The sequence below is a fragment of the Actinoplanes teichomyceticus ATCC 31121 genome (assembly GCF_003711105.1).
In the GTDB taxonomy this organism is placed as follows: Bacteria; Actinomycetota; Actinomycetes; order Mycobacteriales; family Micromonosporaceae; genus Actinoplanes; species Actinoplanes teichomyceticus.
This window is the reverse complement of sequence record NZ_CP023865.1, coordinates 2,580,651-2,598,916: the sequence shown is the minus strand read 5'-3', so window position 1 is coordinate 2,598,916 and position 18,266 is coordinate 2,580,651. Positions and strand designations below refer to the sequence as shown.

Annotated in this window: 15 protein-coding genes; 6 read left to right on the top strand and 9 right to left on the bottom strand. The window is 73.4% G+C overall.

From position 1 onward, the window contains the following. Positions 1-24 precede the first annotated feature (24 nt). The gene (locus ACTEI_RS11680; RefSeq protein ID WP_164465916.1) at positions 25-480 is read left to right on the top strand and encodes an Lrp/AsnC family transcriptional regulator; all 456 of its coding nucleotides are present in this window, start codon (positions 25-27) and stop codon (positions 478-480) included. Positions 481-563: 83 nt separating this feature from the next. On the opposite strand, the gene ACTEI_RS11675 is transcribed toward ACTEI_RS11680, so the two are convergent. Beyond that, on the bottom strand, positions 564-980 hold the full coding sequence (locus ACTEI_RS11675) for a response regulator (RefSeq protein ID WP_122977670.1): 417 nt from the start codon (positions 978-980) through the stop codon (positions 564-566). 143 nt (positions 981-1,123) lie between these two features. On the opposite strand from ACTEI_RS11675, the gene ACTEI_RS11670 reads away from it, so the two are divergent. Together ACTEI_RS11670 and ACTEI_RS38920 are read left to right on the top strand one after the other, a co-directional pair. Further along, positions 1,124-3,046, top strand: a complete 1,923-nt coding sequence (locus ACTEI_RS11670; RefSeq protein ID WP_122977669.1) for a glycoside hydrolase family 3 protein — start codon at positions 1,124-1,126, stop codon at positions 3,044-3,046. A gap of 80 nt (positions 3,047-3,126) precedes the next feature. After that, positions 3,127-3,252, top strand: a complete 126-nt coding sequence (locus ACTEI_RS38920; protein WP_262384799.1) for a hypothetical protein — start codon at positions 3,127-3,129, stop codon at positions 3,250-3,252. Positions 3,253-3,437: 185 nt separating this feature from the next. On the opposite strand, the gene ACTEI_RS11665 is transcribed toward ACTEI_RS38920, so the two are convergent. From ACTEI_RS11665 to ACTEI_RS11640, 6 genes are all read right to left on the bottom strand, one after another. Then, positions 3,438-4,820, bottom strand: a complete 1,383-nt coding sequence (locus ACTEI_RS11665) for an aspartate aminotransferase family protein (protein WP_122977668.1) — start codon at positions 4,818-4,820, stop codon at positions 3,438-3,440. Positions 4,821-4,988: 168 nt separating this feature from the next. Next, positions 4,989-5,795 (bottom strand): ABC transporter permease, encoded by an 807-nt coding sequence (locus ACTEI_RS11660; protein ID WP_122977667.1) that lies wholly within the window; start codon positions 5,793-5,795, stop codon positions 4,989-4,991. Beyond that, a complete protein-coding gene (locus ACTEI_RS11655) occupies positions 5,792-6,655 on the bottom strand; it encodes an ABC transporter permease (RefSeq protein WP_122977666.1) in 864 nt (287 codons plus the stop codon). The genes ACTEI_RS11660 and ACTEI_RS11655 overlap by 4 nt, the downstream gene beginning before the upstream one ends. 4 nt (positions 6,656-6,659) lie before the next feature. Then, positions 6,660-7,910, bottom strand: coding sequence for a polyamine ABC transporter substrate-binding protein (locus ACTEI_RS11650; protein WP_239082502.1), 1,251 nt, complete (start codon positions 7,908-7,910; stop codon positions 6,660-6,662). After that, complete coding sequence (locus ACTEI_RS11645) at positions 7,910-9,067, bottom strand: ABC transporter ATP-binding protein (RefSeq protein WP_122977665.1); 1,158 nt, start codon at positions 9,065-9,067, stop codon at positions 7,910-7,912. Before ACTEI_RS11645 ends, ACTEI_RS11650 begins: the two co-directional genes overlap by 1 nt. A 526-nt stretch (positions 9,068-9,593) precedes the next feature. Then, positions 9,594-11,228: a serine/threonine-protein kinase gene (locus tag ACTEI_RS11640; RefSeq protein ID WP_122977664.1), complete on the bottom strand. Its 1,635-nt coding sequence runs from the start codon at positions 11,226-11,228 to the stop codon at positions 9,594-9,596. Positions 11,229-11,775: 547 nt separating this feature from the next. On the opposite strand from ACTEI_RS11640, the gene ACTEI_RS11635 reads away from it, so the two are divergent. Continuing rightward, positions 11,776-12,543, top strand: a complete 768-nt coding sequence (locus ACTEI_RS11635; protein ID WP_122977663.1) for an inositol monophosphatase family protein — start codon at positions 11,776-11,778, stop codon at positions 12,541-12,543. A 296-nt stretch (positions 12,544-12,839) separates the two neighbouring features. Here ACTEI_RS11635 and ACTEI_RS11630 read toward each other — a convergent pair whose 3' ends face one another. Then, positions 12,840-14,057 (bottom strand): DUF3618 domain-containing protein, encoded by a 1,218-nt coding sequence (locus ACTEI_RS11630; RefSeq protein ID WP_122977662.1) that lies wholly within the window; start codon positions 14,055-14,057, stop codon positions 12,840-12,842. A 1,508-nt stretch (positions 14,058-15,565) separates the two neighbouring features. Then, positions 15,566-15,985 (bottom strand): phage holin family protein, encoded by a 420-nt coding sequence (locus ACTEI_RS11625; protein WP_122977661.1) that lies wholly within the window; start codon positions 15,983-15,985, stop codon positions 15,566-15,568. Positions 15,986-16,484: 499 nt separating this feature from the next. On the opposite strand from ACTEI_RS11625, the gene ACTEI_RS11620 reads away from it, so the two are divergent. Continuing rightward, complete coding sequence (locus ACTEI_RS11620) at positions 16,485-16,883, top strand: Hpt domain-containing protein (RefSeq protein ID WP_122977660.1); 399 nt, start codon at positions 16,485-16,487, stop codon at positions 16,881-16,883. Positions 16,884-17,074: 191 nt separating this feature from the next. Beyond that, positions 17,075-18,265: a sensor histidine kinase gene (locus ACTEI_RS11615; protein WP_122982081.1), complete on the top strand. Its 1,191-nt coding sequence runs from the start codon at positions 17,075-17,077 to the stop codon at positions 18,263-18,265. Position 18,266: the final 1 nt, after the last annotated feature.

Sequence of the window (18,266 nt, the reverse complement as noted above, 5' to 3'; positions counted from 1 at the left end):
GCGCGCACAGGTAAGAATCGCGGCGTGAGCGACGTGGCCCTGGACGAGATCAACAAGCAGATCATCGATCACCTGCAGCGGGACGGGCGGATGTCCTACGCCACGCTCGCCAAGACGATCGGGCTGTCCGAGGCGGCGGTGCGTCAGCGCGTGCAGCGGCTGCTGGACAACGGCCTGATGCAGATCGTCGCGGTCACCGACCCGCTCACCCTCGGTTTCGCCCGGCAGGCGATGGTCGGCCTGCGGGTCAGCGGCGACCTCCGGGAGATCGCCGACGAGCTCGCCGCGATCCCCGAGGTCGACTACGTGGTGATCTGCGCCGGCCGGTACGACCTGCTGGTCGAGCTGGTCTGCACCGACGACGAGCACCTGCTCGACCTGCTCAACGAGAAGGTCCGCGCGATCGACGGGGTGACCTCGGCCGACACGTTCATGTACCTCAAGCTGGCCAAGCAGACCTACGCCTGGGGCACCCGGTAGTCGGCCGGTCGCGGTTCCGGTCTGCGCCGCACGCACGGCAGCGGCGACGCACGGCTGGGGCGCCGGATCGCCGCCGATGAACCCTAAACTTGGCTATGCACCTTTTGCACCGTACATCCCGGCGCGTGCTCGTGCGGCCCGCGCTCGATCAGCTCCTGGATCACCGCCAGCAGCTGATCGTTCGGGCAGGGCTTGAGCAGGACCGCACAGACCTCCGCCTCGGCCACCCGCGGATCGCCGGGGGCGAGTTGCCCGGTCAGGATGGCCACCGGGGTCCGCCCCACCTCCGGATGGGCCCGGACCGCGCGGATCAGCTCCCAGCCGTCCATCCTCGGCATGCCGAGATCGGTCAGCAGCACGTCCGGGCGCTCCGCGACGACCATCTCCAGGGCGGCCCGCCCGTCCGGCGCGCGCAGCACGGTCAGACCGGCCCGCTTGCACACCCGCGCCAGGACGGCGGCGATGTCCTCGTCGTCCTCGGCAATCAGCAACACTGCCATTCCCTGAGCATGCGCCCGCCACGCACCGGCGGAGGCGCTTTACGACAATTGCCACCGACGATATGTCGCTTGCCGCAACGCACTGGTGACGCGGCGCACCCGGGGCCGAGGATCGAGGACGACCGACATCTGAGGAGGGCGCGATGAGACGACACACCCTCGCCGGCGTCACCACCTGCGCACTGGTCGTGGCGCTGGTGCCGGGGGCCACCGTCACGGCGGCCACCACGCCACTGTATCGAGACGCCCGGCAGCCGGTGGAGAAACGCGTCAGCGACCTGCTGGACCGGATGACCCTGGCCGACAAGATCGGCCAGATGACCCAGGCGGAACGGGCCGCGGTCGCCACCGACCCGACACTGATCACCCGGCAGCGGCTCGGGTCGGTGCTCTCCGGCGGCGGGTCGGCGCCCACGCCCAACACCCCACGGTCCTGGGTCGAGATGGTCGACACCTTCCAGCGAGCCGCCCTGGCCACCCCGCTGCGCATCCCGATGATCTACGGGATCGACGCGGTGCACGGGCACGGCAACGCGTCCGGCGCCACGATCTTCCCGCACAACATCGGCCTCGGCGCGACCCGGGACCCACGGCTGGTGGAGCAGGTGTACCGGGCCACCGCCGCGGAGGTGCGGGCCACCGGGATCCCGTGGGACTTCGCGCCGTGCGTGTGCGTCAGCCGGGACGAGCGCTGGGGCCGGGCGTACGAGAGCTTCGGCGAGGACCCCGGGCTGGTCGCCTCGATGGCGACCGCGGTCGACGGGCTGCGCCGCGGCGGCGTGCTCGCCACGATCAAGCACTACGCCGGGGACGGCGACACCGAGTACGGCACCGGCAGCGGCGACTACCCGATCGACCAGGGTGTCACGGTCACCAGCCGGGCCGATTTCGAGCACATCGACCTGGCGCCGTACCGGGTGGCGATCGCCCGGCACGGCGCGCTGAGCGTGATGCCGTCGTTCTCCAGCGTCGACTGGACCGAGGACGGCGTCGGCAACCCGGTCAAGGTGCACGGCAGCCGCGAGCTGATCACCGGAATGCTCAAGGGGGCACTGGACTTCGACGGCTTCGTGATCAGCGACTGGGAGGGCATCCACCAGTTGCCCGACCCGACCGTCGCGGACACCGAGCCGCGGCCCACCGCCAAGCAGGTGCGCGACGGGGTCAACGCCGGCATCGACATGTTCATGGAGCCGAACACCGCGGACCGCTTCCAGCAGCTGCTCACCGCCGAGGTGCGCGCCGGGCGGGTGCCGATGAGCCGGATCGACGACGCGGTGCGGCGTATCCTGCGGGTCAAGTTCCAGCTCGGGCTCTTCGAGCGTCCGTACGCCTCGGGCGCCGACACCGCCGTCGTCGGCAGCGCCGCGCACCGCGCCCTCGCCCGGCGCGCCGTCGCCGAATCCCAGGTGCTGCTCAAGAACAGCGGCCACCTGCTGCCGCTGCGCGGCGACGCCAAGCTCTACGTCGCCGGGCGCAACGCCGACGACATCGGCAACCAGGCCGGCGGCTGGACCATCGACTGGCAGGGCCGCTCCGGGGACGCCATCGAGGGCACCACGATCCTGGACGGGTTGCGCCAGGTCGCCCCGGGTGCCCGGATCACCTACAGCGCGGACGCGTCGGCGCCGGTCGCGGCCGACGACATCGGCGTGGCGGTGGTCGGCGAGACGCCGTACGCGGAGGGCTTCGGCGACGTCGGCGGCCCGGTCTGCTCCTGGTGCACCGAGCCGCAGCGGGAACCGAAGTCGCTCGCCCTGCAACCGGCCGACCGCGCGGTGGTCGACCGGGTCTGCGCGGCCGCCGCGAAGTGCGTGGTGCTGATCGTCTCCGGCCGCCCGCAACTGATCACCGACCAGCTCGGCCGGATCGACGCGCTGGTCGCCTCGTGGCTGCCCGGCAGCGAGGGGGCCGGGGTCGCCGACGTGCTGTTCGGCCGCCGCCCGTTCACCGGACGGCTGCCGGTCACCTGGCCGCGCTCGGCCGACCAGGTGCCGATCAACATCGGTGACAAACCCTATGAACCCCTTTATCCGTACGGATACCGCCTGCCCGCCGCCCGCTGAGCGAACCGCGGTGAGCGGGCCGCCCGGGGCACGGTGTCCGTCGATACCCTCGATCGGGTGACGCCTCCACCGCCCATCGTGTGCATTGCCGTGCCCGGCGAGCCGGGGCGGCCGGGCAGCCCGTGCTGGACCGGCTCGGCGACCTGACCACCGTCGCCTACGACCGGCCCGGCACCGGCGCCGGGCGCGGCTGGCCGGTCTGGTGACGTTCGCGATCCGCGCCGTGCACGCCGCCGCCTCCAGCGGCCGGCCGCCGCGCCGGGGCCCGGAGGCGCTCGGCAAGGCCGGCGGCCACCTGGACGCGCCGGCGTCGCCGACCGCGGACCGAGCCGCGGCGAGCCGGTCCGCCGCCGCGTGGTCCCGTGCCCGGGCCGCGCGGCGGCGGGACACGTCAGAGGCGGGCCCAGGCCTCGGTGAGAACGCCGCGCAGGATCTGCTCGATCTCGGCGAACTGGGTCTCGGTCGCGGTGAGCGGCGGGGCCAGCTGGATCACCGGGTCGCCGCGGTCGTCGGCGCGACAGTAGAGGCCGGCCTCGAACAGGGCGCGGGAGAGGTAGCCGCGGAGCAGACGCTCGGACTCCTGCGCCGTGAAGGTCTCCTTGGTGGCCTTGTCCTTGACCATCTCGATGCCGAAGAAGTAGCCGTCGCCGCGGACGTCACCGACGATCGGCAGGTCGAGGAGGCGTTCCAGGTACGACCGGAACAGCGGGCTGTTCTCGCGCACGTGCCGGTTGAGTTGCTCGCGCTCCATGATGTCCAGGTTGGTCAGGGCGACCGCCGCGCCGACCGGGTGGCCGCCGTAGGTGATGCCGTGCGCGAACCAGTTGGCGCCGGTGAGGAACGGCTCGGCCAGCCGCTCGGACGCGATCATCGCGCCGAGCGGGACGTAGCCGGAGGTGAGGCCCTTGGCGACGGTGATGATGTCGGGCTGGTAGTCGTACCGGTCGGCGCCGAAGTACTCGCCGAGACGGCCGAACGCGCAGATCACCTCGTCGGAGACGAGCAGCACGTCGTAGCGGTCGCAGATCTCGCGGACCCGCTGGAAGTAGCCGGGCGGCGGCGGGAAGCAGCCGCCGGCGTTCTGCACCGGCTCCAGGTAGACCGCGGCGACCGTGTCCGGGCCCTCGAACTCGATCATCTCGGCGATCCGGTCGGCGGCCCAGAGCCCGAACCGCTCCGGGGTCATCGACTCGTCGGGGCGGCGGTAGTAGTTGGTGTTCGGCACCCGCACGGTGCTCGGCACGAGCGGCTCGAAGTCCTGCTTGAACGGCGGGATGCCGGTGATCGACAGCGCGCCCATCGAGCTGCCGTGGTAGGCGACCGCCCGGGACAGCACCTTGGTCTTCAACGGCTTGCCGGTGCGCTTGAAGTACGCCCGGGCCAGCTTCCACGCCGACTCGACCGCCTCGGAGCCGCCGGTGGTGAAGAAGATCCGGTTCAGGTCGCCGGGGGCCAGGCCGGCCAGGCGGGCGGCCAGCTCGATGGCCTTCGGGTGCGCGTACGACCAGATCGGGAAGTACGCCAGCTCACCGGCCTGCTTGGCGGCGGCCTCGGCGAGCTCCTGCCGGCCGTGGCCGGTCTGCACGACGAACAGGGCGGAGAGCCCGTCGAGGTAGCGGCGCCCGGTGGAGTCCCACACGTAGCAGCCGTCGCCCCGGGTGATCACCGGCACCGGCGCGTCCCGGTACGCCGAGAGCCGGGTGAAGTGCATCCACAGGTGGTCACGAGCGGTCGCGGAGAGGGTTTCCACGTCGTCGGGCTGTCGGTCGGTCATGTCTCCCACGCTCAGTCGGTCCGGCTGTCGCACCCGATCCTGCCCACGGATTCCGTCGCGCACAAGTCCGTACGCAACTATTTCCGCGTTGCTACCGGCCGGACGCCGGGCATATCGGCGGCCGGCGGGTCCGGGATGTACGGATCCGCCGGCGTCACGCGGGTGAGCTCAGTCGCGCCGGCTCCGCGACCGCGACCGCAGGTTGGCGACCACCGCGATCAGCACCCCGGCCGTGAAGATCAGCGTGCCCATCACGTTGACCTGCGGGGGCAGGCCGACCCGGGTGGCGCCCCAGATCCACAGCGGGAACGTCACGGCGGTGCCGGCGGTGAAGTTGGTGACGATGAAGTCGTCGATCGACAGCGCGAAGGCCAGCAGCACGCCGGAGAACACGGCGGGCAGGATGATCGGGAAGGTGACCCTCCAGAACGTCGTCCACGGGCCGGCGCCGAGATCGGCGGCGGCCTCCTCGATGGACCGGTCCAGGGTGACCACCCGGGCCCGGACCACGGTGGCGACGAACGAGATGGAGAACATCACGTGGGCGATGGTGATGGTCACCGGGCCGAGGCCGACGCCCATCGTGACGAACAGGGTGAGCAGCGAGATCCCCATGATCAGCTCGGGCGAGGAGATGGTGGTGAACATGATCAGGTTCAGGGTGTCCCCGCCGCGGAAGCGGTAGCGGCCCAGCGCGTAGCCGATGCCGGTGCCCAGGGCGCCCGAGAGCAGCGCGCTGACCACCGCGATGGTCAGCGACAGCACCAGGGCCGAGGTGAGATCGCCGATCTCGAAGGCCTTGGCGTACCACTTCAGGGTGAAGCCCTGCCAGGTCTGGTTGTACCGGCCGTGCGGGTCGTTGAAGCCGAACACGATCATGAGCAGGATCGGCGTCACCAGCCAGGCGATGACCAGCCAGGTGTAGGCGAACATGGCGCGCTCGCCGGCGGGACGCGAGCGGCGGGTCGGGCTCATCGTGCGGCCACCTTCATCACGTCCTGGGTCCCGAGCATCCTGGCGTAGCCGAAGACGCCGCTCAGCAGCACCGCCATCAGGGTGAAGGAGAGCGCCGAGGCCATCGGGTAGTTGGAGTTCGACAGGGCCTGTACCTGGATCACCTGGCCGATCATGGTGGTGCTCGCGCTGCCCAGCACGCTGGAGTTGACGTAGTCCGAGCTGGCCGGCACGAACGTCATCAGCACCCCGGCGAAGACGCCGGGCAGCGCCAGCGGCAGGACCACCTTGCGGAAGGCGGTCAGCGGGGTCGCGTACAGGTCCCGGGCCGCCTCGACCACGCGCGGGTCGATCCGCTCCAGGGCCACGTAGATCGGCAGCACCATGAACGGCAGGAAGTTGTAGATCAGACCGAAGATCACCGCGTACGAGGTGCCGAGCACGTGGAAGCCGTCCGGCAGCAGCCCGGCCTGCTTCAACGGGTGCAGCAGCATCCCGTCGTCGGTGAGGATCTGCCGCCACGAGATCGTCCGCAGCACGAAGGACACGAAGAACGGCAGCAGGATGAGGAACAGGTAGGTCGGTTTGCGCCGGCCGCCGTAGAAGGCGATCCAGTACGCGACCGGGAAGCTCAGCACGACCAGAGCCACCGTCGTGACCAGCCCGTACACCAGCGAGCGGAGCAACTGGGTGCGGTAGTCGGCGACCGCGTCCAGGTAGTTCTGCCAGTGGCCGGTGAACCGGTACCCGTTGACGATGTCGCCCTGCTGCAGGGAGAGCGAGAACATGGTGGCCATCGGCACCACGAAGAACAGCAGCAGCCACAACCAGCCGGGCAGCACCAGCAGGTAGGGCGCGAGGGTACGTCTCACCCGGTTCATCGGCTCAGCTCAGGGTGATCGGCTGGAAGATGTTCTGGAAGGCCCGCTGCTCCTCCGCGGTGTCGAAGTCCACGTAGTAGTGCAGCCGGGCGTAGTCGGCCTCGCCCGGGAACACCAGCGGGCTGTCGGCGACCCGGGTGAGCGCCTCGCGGTCCGGCCCGGTGGCGGCCGCCGCGTCCTTGCGGATCTGCTCCTGCGCCGCCGGCACCGGGCAGACGTAGTTGATGTACCCGGCCAGCGACGCCGCGGTGCCGACCTCGTAGAAGAAGTCCATCAGCATGATCGCGTCGACCGGGTTGGCCGCGGTGACCGGGATGGTCATGTTGTCGGTCCAGATCGTGCCGCCCTCCGCCGGGATGACGAACTTCAGGTCCGTACCGTCGGAGAGATTCTTCTGGAAGATGTCACCGGACCACGCCTGGGTGATCCAGATCTCGCCCTTGCCGAGCGCGTCGACGTAGCTCTGGTCGTAGTAGTTGCGGACCAGGCCCGCGTCCTTCTGCTGTTTGAGCTTGGCGGCCGCCCGGCGCCACTGCTGCTCGCCCGAGTCGCCCGGCTTCAGGCCGACCGCGAGCAGGCCGAAGTTGGCCAGCTCCTGGATGTCGGCGAACATCCCGACCTTGCCCTTGAATCTCGGGTCCCAGAGGTCGGACAGGCTGGTGATCTCCCGGCCCACCCTGGTCGCGTCGTAGGCGATGCCGGTGATCCCGGACGCCCACGGAACGCTGAACACGTTGCCCGGATCGAAGGCCTCCCGCGCGTACGACTCGGCCGCGTTGGCCGCGTAGTGGGGCAGCTTGGCGTGGTCCAGCGGGGCCAGGAACCCGGCATCGCGGAACTGCCCGAACTGGACCGAGTTGGTGATCACCATGAGGTCGACGCCGATCGACCGGCCGGCCGAGAGCTGGGGCTGCACCTTCGCGAACCAGGGCCCCATCTCCTGGATGACCTCCTGGTAGTTGACCTGGATGCCGGTCCGCTCGGTGAACCTGGTCAGCTCCGGCTTCTTCGGGTCCATGTACAGCGGCCAGTTGGCGAAGTCCACCTTGCCGGTCCGGGTCCGGCCGGCCCAGAACTTCTCGACCGCGTCGGGGGCCACGCTCGCCTGGGGCGTGCCCTTGCCCTCGACGCCGCAGGCGGCCAGGAACGCGCCGACCGCCGGCACCCCACCGAGGCGCAGCGCGTCGCGGCGGCCGAGCCGCCGCGACGTCATGCCGCGCAGGAGGGCGGGGTCCGGCACATCGGTTCGAGACATCAGACTCCGATCGGGTACGAGTGCTGCGGGGCCCAGGTGAGGAAGACGTGCTCGCCGCGCGAGGCGACGTCCTCGGCATCGTGAGCATTCTGGTCGAACACCACGAAATCCGGTCCGGCGGAGGTCGCCACCGTGTAGTTGGTCGAGGTGCCGTGGTAGACGACCTCGGTGACCGTACCGGCCAGCACGCTGCCGGCCGCGTCGGGCGGCGCCGCCCGGTGCAGGCCGATCTTCTCCGGGCGTACCGACACCTCGATGCGCTGGCCGGCGCCGACCGTGCCGGGCACCGGCGCCACGATCCGGCCCGGGGCGCCGAGGTCGAGCACGGCGTGCCCGTTCTCCACCCGGTCGACCCGCCCGTCGATCAGGTTGGAGGTGCCGATGAAGCCGGCCACGAACCGGGTCGCCGGCCGCTCGTAGATCTCCCGCGGCGAGCCGAGCTGCTCGATCAGCCCGGCGTTCATCACCGCGATCCGGTCCGACATGGTCAGCGCCTCGCCCTGGTCGTGGGTGACGTAGACGAACGTGATGCCGACCTCGCGCTGGATCCGCTTGAGCTCGATCTGCATCTGCTGGCGCAGCTTCAGGTCGAGCGCGCCGAGCGGCTCGTCGAGCAGCAGCGCACGCGGGTGGTTGACCAGGGCCCGGGCCAGCGCGACCCGTTGCTGCTGGCCGCCGGACATCTCCCGGGGGTGGCGCCGCTCCATGCCGGTCAGCGACACGATCTCCAGGATCTCCCCGACCCGCCGGGTGATCTCGGCCTTGGCGACCCGCTTGCGCTCCAGCCCGAACGACACGTTCTGGCGCACGTTCAGGTGCGGGAACAGCGCGTACGACTGGAACACCAGGTTGACGTCGCGCTTGTGGGCGGCGACCCCGGTGACGTCCCGGCCGTCCAGCAGGATCCGCCCGGCGGTCGGCTCCTCGAACCCGGCGACCATCCGCATCGTGGTGGTCTTGCCGCAGCCGGACGGGCCGAGCAGCGAGAAGAACTCCCCCTCGGCGACCGCCAGATCCAGGCCCTTGACGGCCGGCACCACCTCACCGTGCGACAGGTACTCCTTGCGCACGCCGACGAACTCGATCGCCGGATGCCCGGTCCGCTCACCGGTGGCGGGCCGGGGCGGCACGGCGCGATGCGGGGGAGACGTGGTCATTCATTCACCTCGGGGCGCGGTGGAGACGGTTCTGCGGTGCCTGTCAGCCGTGATAGCTCATCACATGCCCGATCCGGGTGTCTCCGCGAAGTCGTACCGGGGAGGATCCGTGCCGCGCACCGGGACGCCGGCAGCGGCCGCGCCGGGTCGCCGGGCCGGCGCACGGCGGTGTCCGCCCCCGGGCCGGGACCCGGCGACGGGGTTGCGCGGCACGGGGAAACGAATGCTCACGGGGCGGCGCCTTCCGGTCGGGGTGCGGGTCCTCACCCGAAACGGGGGAACCCTGCCACACGGCCACGGCACGGATCAAGGCGAACGGACGTAATTTGCACGCCCGAAACGTGGTCCGCATCCGCGCCCGGCCGGGCCGGCATGATCACGCGCCGGCAGGCGGGAAACCGCGGGCGCCGCCGGTGCCGCGAGACGCTCCCGGCACCCTGCACGCCAGCACCGGGCGGGGCGAGCCCTGACCGCCGAGCCGCCGTTCCCGATGACGATCAGCACGGCGGACCTGTTCGACTTCTGATCAGTCCCGGTCCGGGACGAAACTGTCGAAGACCACCTGCAGCACCTCCGCGCGGTACCTCGCCCACTCCGCGTCCGGGCTCTGGAACCAGAAACCGTAGGCCTGGCGGGCCGACGTGACCACGCCGCGGTTGTTCACGTGCTGGCGGACGCCGTCGCTGGTGAAGGTGAACTCCCAGTCGGCGGCCTTCTGGAAGTAGTCCACCGCCGCGATCTTGATCTCGTCGTACCTCGGGAAGTCACCGGCGGAGACGCGTGCCCTCTTCTGCGCCTTCCAGTCCGCGACCGGGTTCGACTTGGGCTTGTCGGTCTGGTCGATGCCGAGGACGTGCCCCTTGCCGTCGCGGAAGTAACGGATCGTGCCTCTGGTCGACGTCCTCCAGCCCTTCGGGACGTACACCGAGAAACCCGTCTCGTCGTTCCAGACCCGCCACCCGGCCGGCAACACCGGCCGCCCGCCCGCGTCGGTCCCGCTGCCGCCGCTGGGCTTCGCCGACGCCGACGCCGGCGGCGCCGGGGACGACGGCGGCGCCGAGGAACGCGCCGGTGACGGCGACGCGCTGGTCGCGGTGGTGCCGGGCGCCGTCCCGGCCGGGCCCGCGGCCGGGCCGGTGGTCGCGGGAGTCTTCCCCGCCGTCGTCTCCGACGACGGCCGGGTCACCAGGAACACCGCCAGGCCGGCGGCGAGCAGCACCACGACCGCGGCGGCGAGGGCGATCAGCCGCAGGCGCCTTTCCGGTACGGCGGGGGCCGGCGGTGCGCTCTCGTCGTCCGCCGGGGTCCGCGGCTTCGGGACCGCAGCCGCCCCGGCGACCACCCCGTCCAGCTCGGCGACGGCCAGGCGCAGCAGTCGCTCGGCCTCCTCGGCCGCCATCCGCTGTGCCGGATCCTTGCGCAGCAGGCCGTCCAGCACCGGGGCGAGCGGCCCGGCGTGCGCCGGCGGGTCCGGCTCCTCGGTGGCCAGCGCGGCCAGCGTCGCCATCGTCGACGTGCGCTGGAACGGCGGATGGCCCTCGACCGCGGCGTACAGGGTCGCGCCCAGCCCCCACATGTCGGCCGGGGCGCCGCCGGCGCCGAACCGCGCCCGCTCCGGCGCCATGTACAGCGGCGAGCCGACCAGCACGTCCGACTTGCTGGTCAGGCTGTCGTCGTCGATCGCGGCGATGCCGAAGTCGGTGAGCAGCACCCGGCCGTCGTCGGCGAGCAGCACGTTCCCCGGCTTCACGTCCCGGTGCTGCACCCCGGCACGGTGCGCGGCCTGCAGGGCGGCGAGCAGGTCCACGCCGATCCGGGCCACCCGGTACGGGTCGAGCGGGCCGTCCTCGGCGATCACCTCGCGCAGCGAACGGGACGGGACGTACTCCATGACGATCCAGGTGCGCTCGTCCAGCGCGAGGATGTCGTACACCTGGACCACGTTGGGGTGGCTCAGCCGGGCCGCCGCACGGGCCTCACGCAGGCTGCGCCGCGCCGCGGCGTCCCCCTGGGCCAGCTCCTCGGGCAGATCGATCCGCTTGACCGCGACCTCGCGTTCGAGGATCTCGTCGTGCGCCAGCCAGACCTGGCCCATGCCACCACGGCCGAGCTCGTCACCGAGCCGGTAGCGGCCGGCGAGCAGGGTCGGCGCGTCAGGCATGACATGCGACATACCCGCGGGGCCGGAATCCGCAACGTCCGGCGTGCCGCGGCCGGCGGGCCGGGGTGAATCCGCCGGGTCAGCGGGTGAATCCGCCGGATCCGCCGTGTCCGGCTCCGCATCGGACGCCGCGACCGGCGCGTCCCCTCGCGCCGCGGCGGCCGGCTCAGCCTCCTCCGCCGCGGCGGCCGTCTCAGCCTCGCGCGCCGCGGCGGGCGGCTCAGGCTGCCCCGCCACGGCAACCGACTCAGCCCTCCCCGCCGCAGTGGCCGGCTCAGCCGTGGGCGCCGCGGTGGCCGGGTCAGCGGGTGCAACCGCCGGATCCGCCGTGTCCGGCTCAGCCGTGGGCGCCGCGGTGGCCGGGTCCTGCGTGGGCGCCGCAGCGGGGTCGGCCGTCGTCGCCTCGGCAGGCTCGTCACTGGCCGCCGCGTCCGCCGCCGGGCGCGGCCGATCTGCCGGGACGTTCATCGGTGCGCGAGCCTGCCGTCCTACGCCGGAGGGGGTCGGCGCCGGACCATCCTCGCACGCCCCGGCTACGGTCCATGCCATGGATCACGAGACCGCCATCGCGGCGGCATTGGCCGCGGCGGAGATCATCCGTAACCGGTACGGGCACACCCTCGATCGGGTCGACAAGGGCGGCGGCGACTTCGCCACCGAGGCGGATCTCGCGGCCGAGCAGGCCATCCGTGAGGTGTTGCGGACCGCGTGCCCGGACGACGCCGTCACCGGCGAGGAGACCGGCGCGTCCGGACCGTCCGCCGCCCGGCGCCGCTGGCTGGTCGACCCGCTCTGCGGCACGCTCAACTACGCGGTACGAACCCCGCTGGTGGCCGCGAACGTCGCCCTCCGTGACGGCGACCGGGTCACCGCGGCCGCGTCCGCCGATCCGTTCACCGGCGAGACGTACTGGACCGACGGCACGGTCGCCCGGGTCCGGCACGCCGACGGCACCGACACGCCACTGACCCCGTCCCCGGTGTCCGCGCTGGTCGACATCAACCTGGACCCGCCGTTCGCGGTCGAGCCGGCGCGGGTCATCGCCGCGCCGGGATTCCGGGACCGTTTCCGCCCCCGGGTGATGTCGACGACCCTGGCCCTGCTCTGGGTCGCGGACGGGCGGCGGGCCGCCTATCTGACGTACGGGGATGTCAGCGACAGCGTGCACTTCGCCGCCGGCATCGCGATCTGTGCGGCCGCGGGGTGCGTGGTCACCGGCGCCGACGGCACTGCCTGGCAGAACGGATCCGGGCTGCTGGTCGCGGCGGACGCGCAGACGCATGCCGCGCTGCTCGCCCTGGTCCGCGCCGCCTGATCCCGCGACCACACGCGCCCACCGCGCCGGGCCGCCGCCGTTGCGGCGTCCCGGTTGCTGCCGTCGCCCGGCCGGATGCCGACCGCGCGACGCCCGGACCTTGGCCGGTCGGCGGCAGGCCGGGCGACGCCCGCTTGCTCGCCGGGCGGCGGCAGGCCGGGCGACGCCCGCTTGCTCGCCGGGCGGCGGCAGGCCGGGCGACGCCCAGGTTTCACCCGGTCGGCAGCCAGGCGTCGGCGAACCGCTCACCCGACCGGTCAAGGCCGCAATCCGCCCGGCCGGGTGTGCGGTTACGGTCAGCGCGAGCGGCGGATCAGGGCGACACCGGCGGCAGCGGCGGCCAGGGCGGCGCCCAGCAGCGCGTACTCCTTGGGGTGCGAAGCGACCCGGCGACGCGCCGAGTCGAGCGCGGAGGTGGCCCGCTCGGCGGCGTCCGCCGCCGACGATGCCATCCGGGTGCCGGCCTGCGCTGTCGCCTCGGCGATGTGCCCGGGTCCGCTCGACTGGTCTCCGGCCGCCGTCGCGCTGCCCGTCTGCGTCATCACCTGCTGGGCCTGGCTGCCCATGGTGACAGCCGCCTCCTCGATCTGCGCGGCCCGCTCCCCGATTCCGGCCTCCGGCCCGCCCGGACCGGCCGCGTCGCCCGGCGCCTCCCGGTCGGCATCCGAGCCGCCCTTGACCTGTGCCACCTTGTCGGCAGCGGTCTCCTTGAGCTCGGCGGCCTTACCCGCAGCGGTCTCCTTCAGATCGGCGGCCTTGCCGGTGACGGCGCTCTTCAGATCGGCTGCCTTGTGTACGGTCGCGTCCTTCAGATCCGCGGCGGTCTCCTTCAGATGGGCGGCCTTGTCGGCAGCCGAGTGCTTGACCCGGGCCGGGATGTCCGCCTTGGCGACCAGCGCCTCGACCGTCTCCCCCATCTCCGCGCGGGTCTGCTCGATCTCCGCGCGCAGTTCTTCGGTGCTACGCGGCTGCGTGTGCTTGTCCTCGTGCGTGCTCTCGCCGGCGCCATGCCCCCCGCCGGCACCGCCGCCCGTCGCGGCCGGCTTTCCGGACGAGCCGGCGGCTTCCGACTTCGACTGCACAGACATGGGTGAACTCTCCTTCGACGTCTCGTGCTTCATCGGCGTACCCGCCGTCGGCCCGTGTGCCGGGCCGGAGCCGGGCGATGTCTCCTGCGCGGGACCGGAACCGGGCGACAACTCCTGCGCGGAACCGGGATCGAGCGTGCTTCCCGCCGAGGCAGCGGGCGATCCGGGTCGGCGGGCCGTTCCCGACCCCCCGTCTTCTGCCCGCGCGGCGGTCCCGGCAACCCCGCTTTTCACGGGGACGGCGCCGGCAACGCCGTTCGCGCGCCGAACGGTTCCGCCACCGGACCCGCTCCCGGTCCGGGCAGCACCGCTCCCCGCGCTGCGCTTTTCGGCCTGATCGGCGGGCTCGGCTGTACCCGTGTCCACCCACGCCGCCGACCCGCCGGAAGCCACCGCGGGCGGCACCGCCAGGGTCTGCCCCGGCATGTCCGGCGCGCTTGTGACCGCAGTGGGCTCCGACGCCCCCGCCGTTGCCGCTGCCGCCGCACCCGGCCCGGCTCCCGCCGCAGCCGTCCCGATCGGTGACTGCGCCGTCCCGGTCCCCGTCTCTGCCGTCCCGGTTGCCGACTGAGCAGTCTGAGCCGGCCCGGTTGCCGACTGGGCTGTCCCGGTTGGGCTGCCCGGCTCGGACGCGACCGCCGCCTCCGCAGCCCGCGGAGCGGGCCGGGCCGTGCTTGCCGGCTCAGTGCCCGGGAACCCGGGTTCCGACCCCGCGGAAGCGGCCGCACCTGAGGCGGTTTTCGCCGCGGGCGACGGCCGCACGCCGCTGCGTGCGGCATCCGCGCCGCTGCGTGCGGCATCCGCGCCGCTGCGTGCGGCATCCGCGCCGCTGCGTGCGGCATCCGCGCCGCTGCGTGCGGCATCCGCGCCGCTGCGTGCGGCATCCGCGCCGCTGCGTGCGGCATCCGCGCCGCTGCGTGCGGCATCCGGGGTATGCGGACTGCCCGGCGGCGCCGGCTTCCGTGCGACGGGCTCGGCAGGCCCGGCGGACTCAGGCCAACCCTGCGGCGGCGCGGTCTTCCCAGCACCCCCGGTCTGTGGCGGCGCGGTCTTCGCAGCACCCGCAGCCTCCGGCGACGCGGTCTTCGCAGCACCCGCAGCCTTCGGCGATGCCGACCTGCCGGGCCCGCCCCGCACGGAGCGGCCGGGCGGGGACGCGCCTTTGCGCGGTCCGGGCTTCGCGGCCTCGGGCCCCGCGGAACCTGCGCCCTGCGGCGGGCCGGGCTTGGCAGGCGTGATGCCCCCGTCGCCCGGGACCTGCGTCGGCGCGGGCTCGTCCGGCGCGGTGGCTGCGGTGATCGCGGACTCCGGCGCCGCCTTCGACGACGGCGGCTCGGCCGGTGCGGGACCGGCGGACGCGGAGGCGGTCCTGGGGAGCGCCGGCTTCGGTGCCGACGACGAGCGGCCGGCGCCCGGGGTGGGCGCGGCCTTCGGGGCCGCCGGGTTCGGGCCGGCGGCTCGGCGCGGGTCCAGGGCGGACGGCTTGGGTGGTGCGGGCTTCGGGGAGCCGGACTGTGACGGGGCGGGCGTTCCCCTGGGGGAAGTGCCGGCGGATGGCTTGCCACCGCGGGCTCCGCCCGGGGAGGTGTTGCCGCGGGCCGACCCGGTGGGCGCCCTGCCGGCCGCGCCCGGACCGCCCGGGGACTTCCCGGCAGGCCCCGGACCACCCGGGGACTTCCCGGCAGGCCCCGGACCGCCCGGGGACTTCCCGGCGGGCCCCGGACCGCCCGGGGACTTCCCGGCGGGCCCCGGACCGGACGCCGAAGCCCCGGACCGGGCGCCGCTCCCCTGCTCCCGGCCCGACGGCGGCGAGGCCCCGGGCCGGGCGTCACCCTCGCGCACACGGCCCGACGGCGCCGAGGCCCCGGGTCGGGCCTCGCCCTCCCGCGGATCGCGGCCCGACGCCGAGTTGCCGCCGGCTGGGGCGTCGTCGGTCACAGGTTCCTCCCCGTGCGGGCCGCGCTCATGAAGGCGTCGACGTCTTCCCGGCCGCTCTCCATGGCGGCCTCCGGCGTCGGCGGCACCGCCTGCTTGACCTCTCGCCGACCGGCCAGCGCCATGATCCCGGCAGCCAGGAACAGCACGGCTGTCACGATCAGGGCCGCCGCCCACACCGGCAGCACCAGCGCCAGCGCGGCTCCGGCGGTGACCAGGAGGGCGCCGAGGCCGTACATCGCGGTGACACCGGCCGCGCCCAGCAACCCGGCGCCCTTCCCGGCTTTCTTGCCCTTGTCGACCATCTCCATGCGGGCGAGCGTCAGCTCGTCCCGCACCAGCGTCGTGACCTGCTCGCTGAGCCGGCTGACCAGTTCCGCGGTAGAAGCCTGCTCACTCCGCGCGTCGGTGTACGCCATCGTCCCCTCCGTCCTGCACAGCTTCCAGGGAGTTGACGTACCCTCCCCAACCCCGCCTAACCACCACCAACCCGCACGTCACCGCGGCGGATCCCCGAGTTCCCGGCCCCGCCCCCGCAATCCCGTCAGCGCCGCCGGTGGACCGGGGCGCGCCCGCGGCGGCGCAGCGCGCGGGTGACGTGCTGGCGCACGCGCCGCCGACGGACGCGTACGAGACCGACCTGCACGGCGCGCTCGCGGACCGGCGGGAGGCGCGGGGGCTGCCGCGCGGTCCGGTCGCGGCGTTCCGGGCGTGCGGGTACGCCGCCACCGCGGCCGCCGGGCGGGTCGGCAGGACCCGGGCCGGCTGGGGCGCCTCAACGGCCCGGGTCCGCCGCGTGTCATTGGCACTGGCTGCCGGCCGAGCGGACGGTGGGGGCACCGGTTCGCCGGCTCGGCGCCGCGGGTTTTCTGGCCGAACCCGGCGTCCCGTGCCCGGCGCCGGGCGCAGGATGGTCGCATGCCGGAGGACGACGAGCGGCTGGCCGCGGTGCGCGCCCGGATCGAGGCGATCCTCGACCCGGACCCGGCGCCCGCCGAACTGGCCCTGGCGCTGCGGCTGCTGCGGTCCTTCGCGGCGCGGACCCCGGGGGCGGTGCAGCAGGTCACCGCGCTGCTGGAGGACCCGGCGGCGGACCCCGAGGCGTTGCTCGAGCGGGCGCACTCGCTGAGGGGCTCGGCGGCGAACATCGGGGCCGCCGGGCTGGCCGGGCTCTGCGCCGGCGTGGAGGATCAGGCCCGGGCCGGCACGGTCGCCGACCCGGCGGGCACCGCCGGGCGGATCCGGGCCGAGGCCGCCGGGGCGGTACGGGCCGTGTCGGCGGTGGCCGAGGAGTACGCCCAGCGGTGCCCGGCGTAGCCGTCCCGCCCCGTTCGTCCGGATGCGCCGCGTCCCGGCGGGCCGCCAGCATCGACCCTCGGTGACCATCCATAAGCGTTGTGTGATGGAATAAATCACCCGTCGCGATCTCCTCATCCGGGCCCGCCGACCGCCGAAGTCAGCTGCCGTACGGTGGAGAATCCGCCGGCGGCCCGGGGAGACGGATGCAGATGAGCGCAGTCGGCGATGAAGCGCGCCTGGCCGCGGTGCACAGCTACCAGTTGCTGGACGCGCCCCGCCCGGTCGTCCTCGACGAGCTGACCCGGCTGGCCAGCTCGGTCTTCGAGACCGCGATGTCCACGGTGACGCTGGTCGCCGGCGACCGGTGCTGGTTCGCCGGCAACACCGGCATGCCGGCCGCGGGCGCCGCGCTGGACGCGTCGTTCTGCGCGGCCGTGGTGCAGCGCCGGGCGCCGCTGGTGGTGCGGGACGCCTCGGCCCACCCGGTCTACCGGACGTGGGACGACGTGCGGGGCTGGCCGAACCTGCGGTTCTACGCCGGGGTGCCGCTGCTGGACGAGGACGGCTTCCTGCTCGGCACCGTGTGCGTGCTCGACGACGAGCCGCGGGAAGCCGGTGACCGGCAGCTCGATCTGCTGCACACGATGGCCGGCCAGGCCGCCGGACACCTGTCCGCGATCCGCGCCCGGCTGCTGCTGGCCGAGATCGGTGACGAGCTGACCCGGGCGATCAGCCGGGAGGAGGACTTCGTCGCCACCGTGTCGCACGAGCTGCGCACCCCGGTCACCACCATCCAGGGCTACCTGGAGCTGCTGGTGGAGAACGACGAGCTGGCGCCGTACCGCAGGATGCTGGAACCGATCCAGCGCAACGGCGAACGGCTGGTCCGGATGGTCGACCACCTGCTGGCCGGAACCCGGCCCGCCGGCACGCCGCTGCCGCTGCTGCGGGCGCAGACCGACCTGGTCACGGTCGCCGAGACGGCCCTCGCCGCCTGCCAGGCGCAGGCCGCGCAGCGCGGCGTGACGCTGCGGCTGGAGACGCTCGACGGGCCGGACGGCTTCCCGGTGCCCGGCGACCTCACCCGGCTCAGCCAGGCCGCCGAGCACCTGGTCCGCAACGGCGTGCTGTTCAGCCCGGCCGGCTCGACGGTCCGGGTCCGGATCGACGAGTTCGGGCTGGACGTGGTCGACGACGGCGCCGGCATCCCGGCCGACGAACTGCCGCACGTGATCGAGCGGTTCTACCGCGGTCGTTTCGCCCGGGAACAGGCCGTTCCCGGCGTCGGCCTGGGGCTGAGCATCGCCCACCGGATCATGACGGCGCACGAGGGCACACTCACCGTCGCCTCGGAGGGTTCCGGAAAGGGCACCATCGCCCGGATGACCGTGGTCTGCTGAT

Coding starts and splice junctions, on each gene's coding strand:
- ACTEI_RS11675 (WP_122977670.1), bottom strand. CDS start 980: ATGGCAGTGTTGCTGATTGCCGAGGACGACGAGGACATCGCCGCCGTC.
- ACTEI_RS11670 (WP_122977669.1), top strand. CDS start 1,124: ATGAGACGACACACCCTCGCCGGCGTCACCACCTGCGCACTGGTCGTG.
- ACTEI_RS11665 (WP_122977668.1), bottom strand. CDS start 4,820: ATGACCGACCGACAGCCCGACGACGTGGAAACCCTCTCCGCGACCGCT.
- ACTEI_RS11660 (WP_122977667.1), bottom strand. CDS start 5,795: ATGAGCCCGACCCGCCGCTCGCGTCCCGCCGGCGAGCGCGCCATGTTC.
- ACTEI_RS11655 (WP_122977666.1), bottom strand. CDS start 6,655: ATGAACCGGGTGAGACGTACCCTCGCGCCCTACCTGCTGGTGCTGCCC.
- ACTEI_RS11650 (WP_239082502.1), bottom strand. CDS start 7,910: ATGTCTCGAACCGATGTGCCGGACCCCGCCCTCCTGCGCGGCATGACG.
- ACTEI_RS11645 (WP_122977665.1), bottom strand. CDS start 9,067: ATGACCACGTCTCCCCCGCATCGCGCCGTGCCGCCCCGGCCCGCCACC.
- ACTEI_RS11640 (WP_122977664.1), bottom strand. CDS start 11,228: ATGCCTGACGCGCCGACCCTGCTCGCCGGCCGCTACCGGCTCGGTGAC.
- ACTEI_RS11635 (WP_122977663.1), top strand. CDS start 11,776: ATGGATCACGAGACCGCCATCGCGGCGGCATTGGCCGCGGCGGAGATC.
- ACTEI_RS11630 (WP_122977662.1), bottom strand. CDS start 14,057: ATGCCGGGGCAGACCCTGGCGGTGCCGCCCGCGGTGGCTTCCGGCGGG.
- ACTEI_RS11625 (WP_122977661.1), bottom strand. CDS start 15,985: ATGGCGTACACCGACGCGCGGAGTGAGCAGGCTTCTACCGCGGAACTG.
- ACTEI_RS11620 (WP_122977660.1), top strand. CDS start 16,485: ATGCCGGAGGACGACGAGCGGCTGGCCGCGGTGCGCGCCCGGATCGAG.
- ACTEI_RS11615 (WP_122982081.1), top strand. CDS start 17,075: ATGAGCGCAGTCGGCGATGAAGCGCGCCTGGCCGCGGTGCACAGCTAC.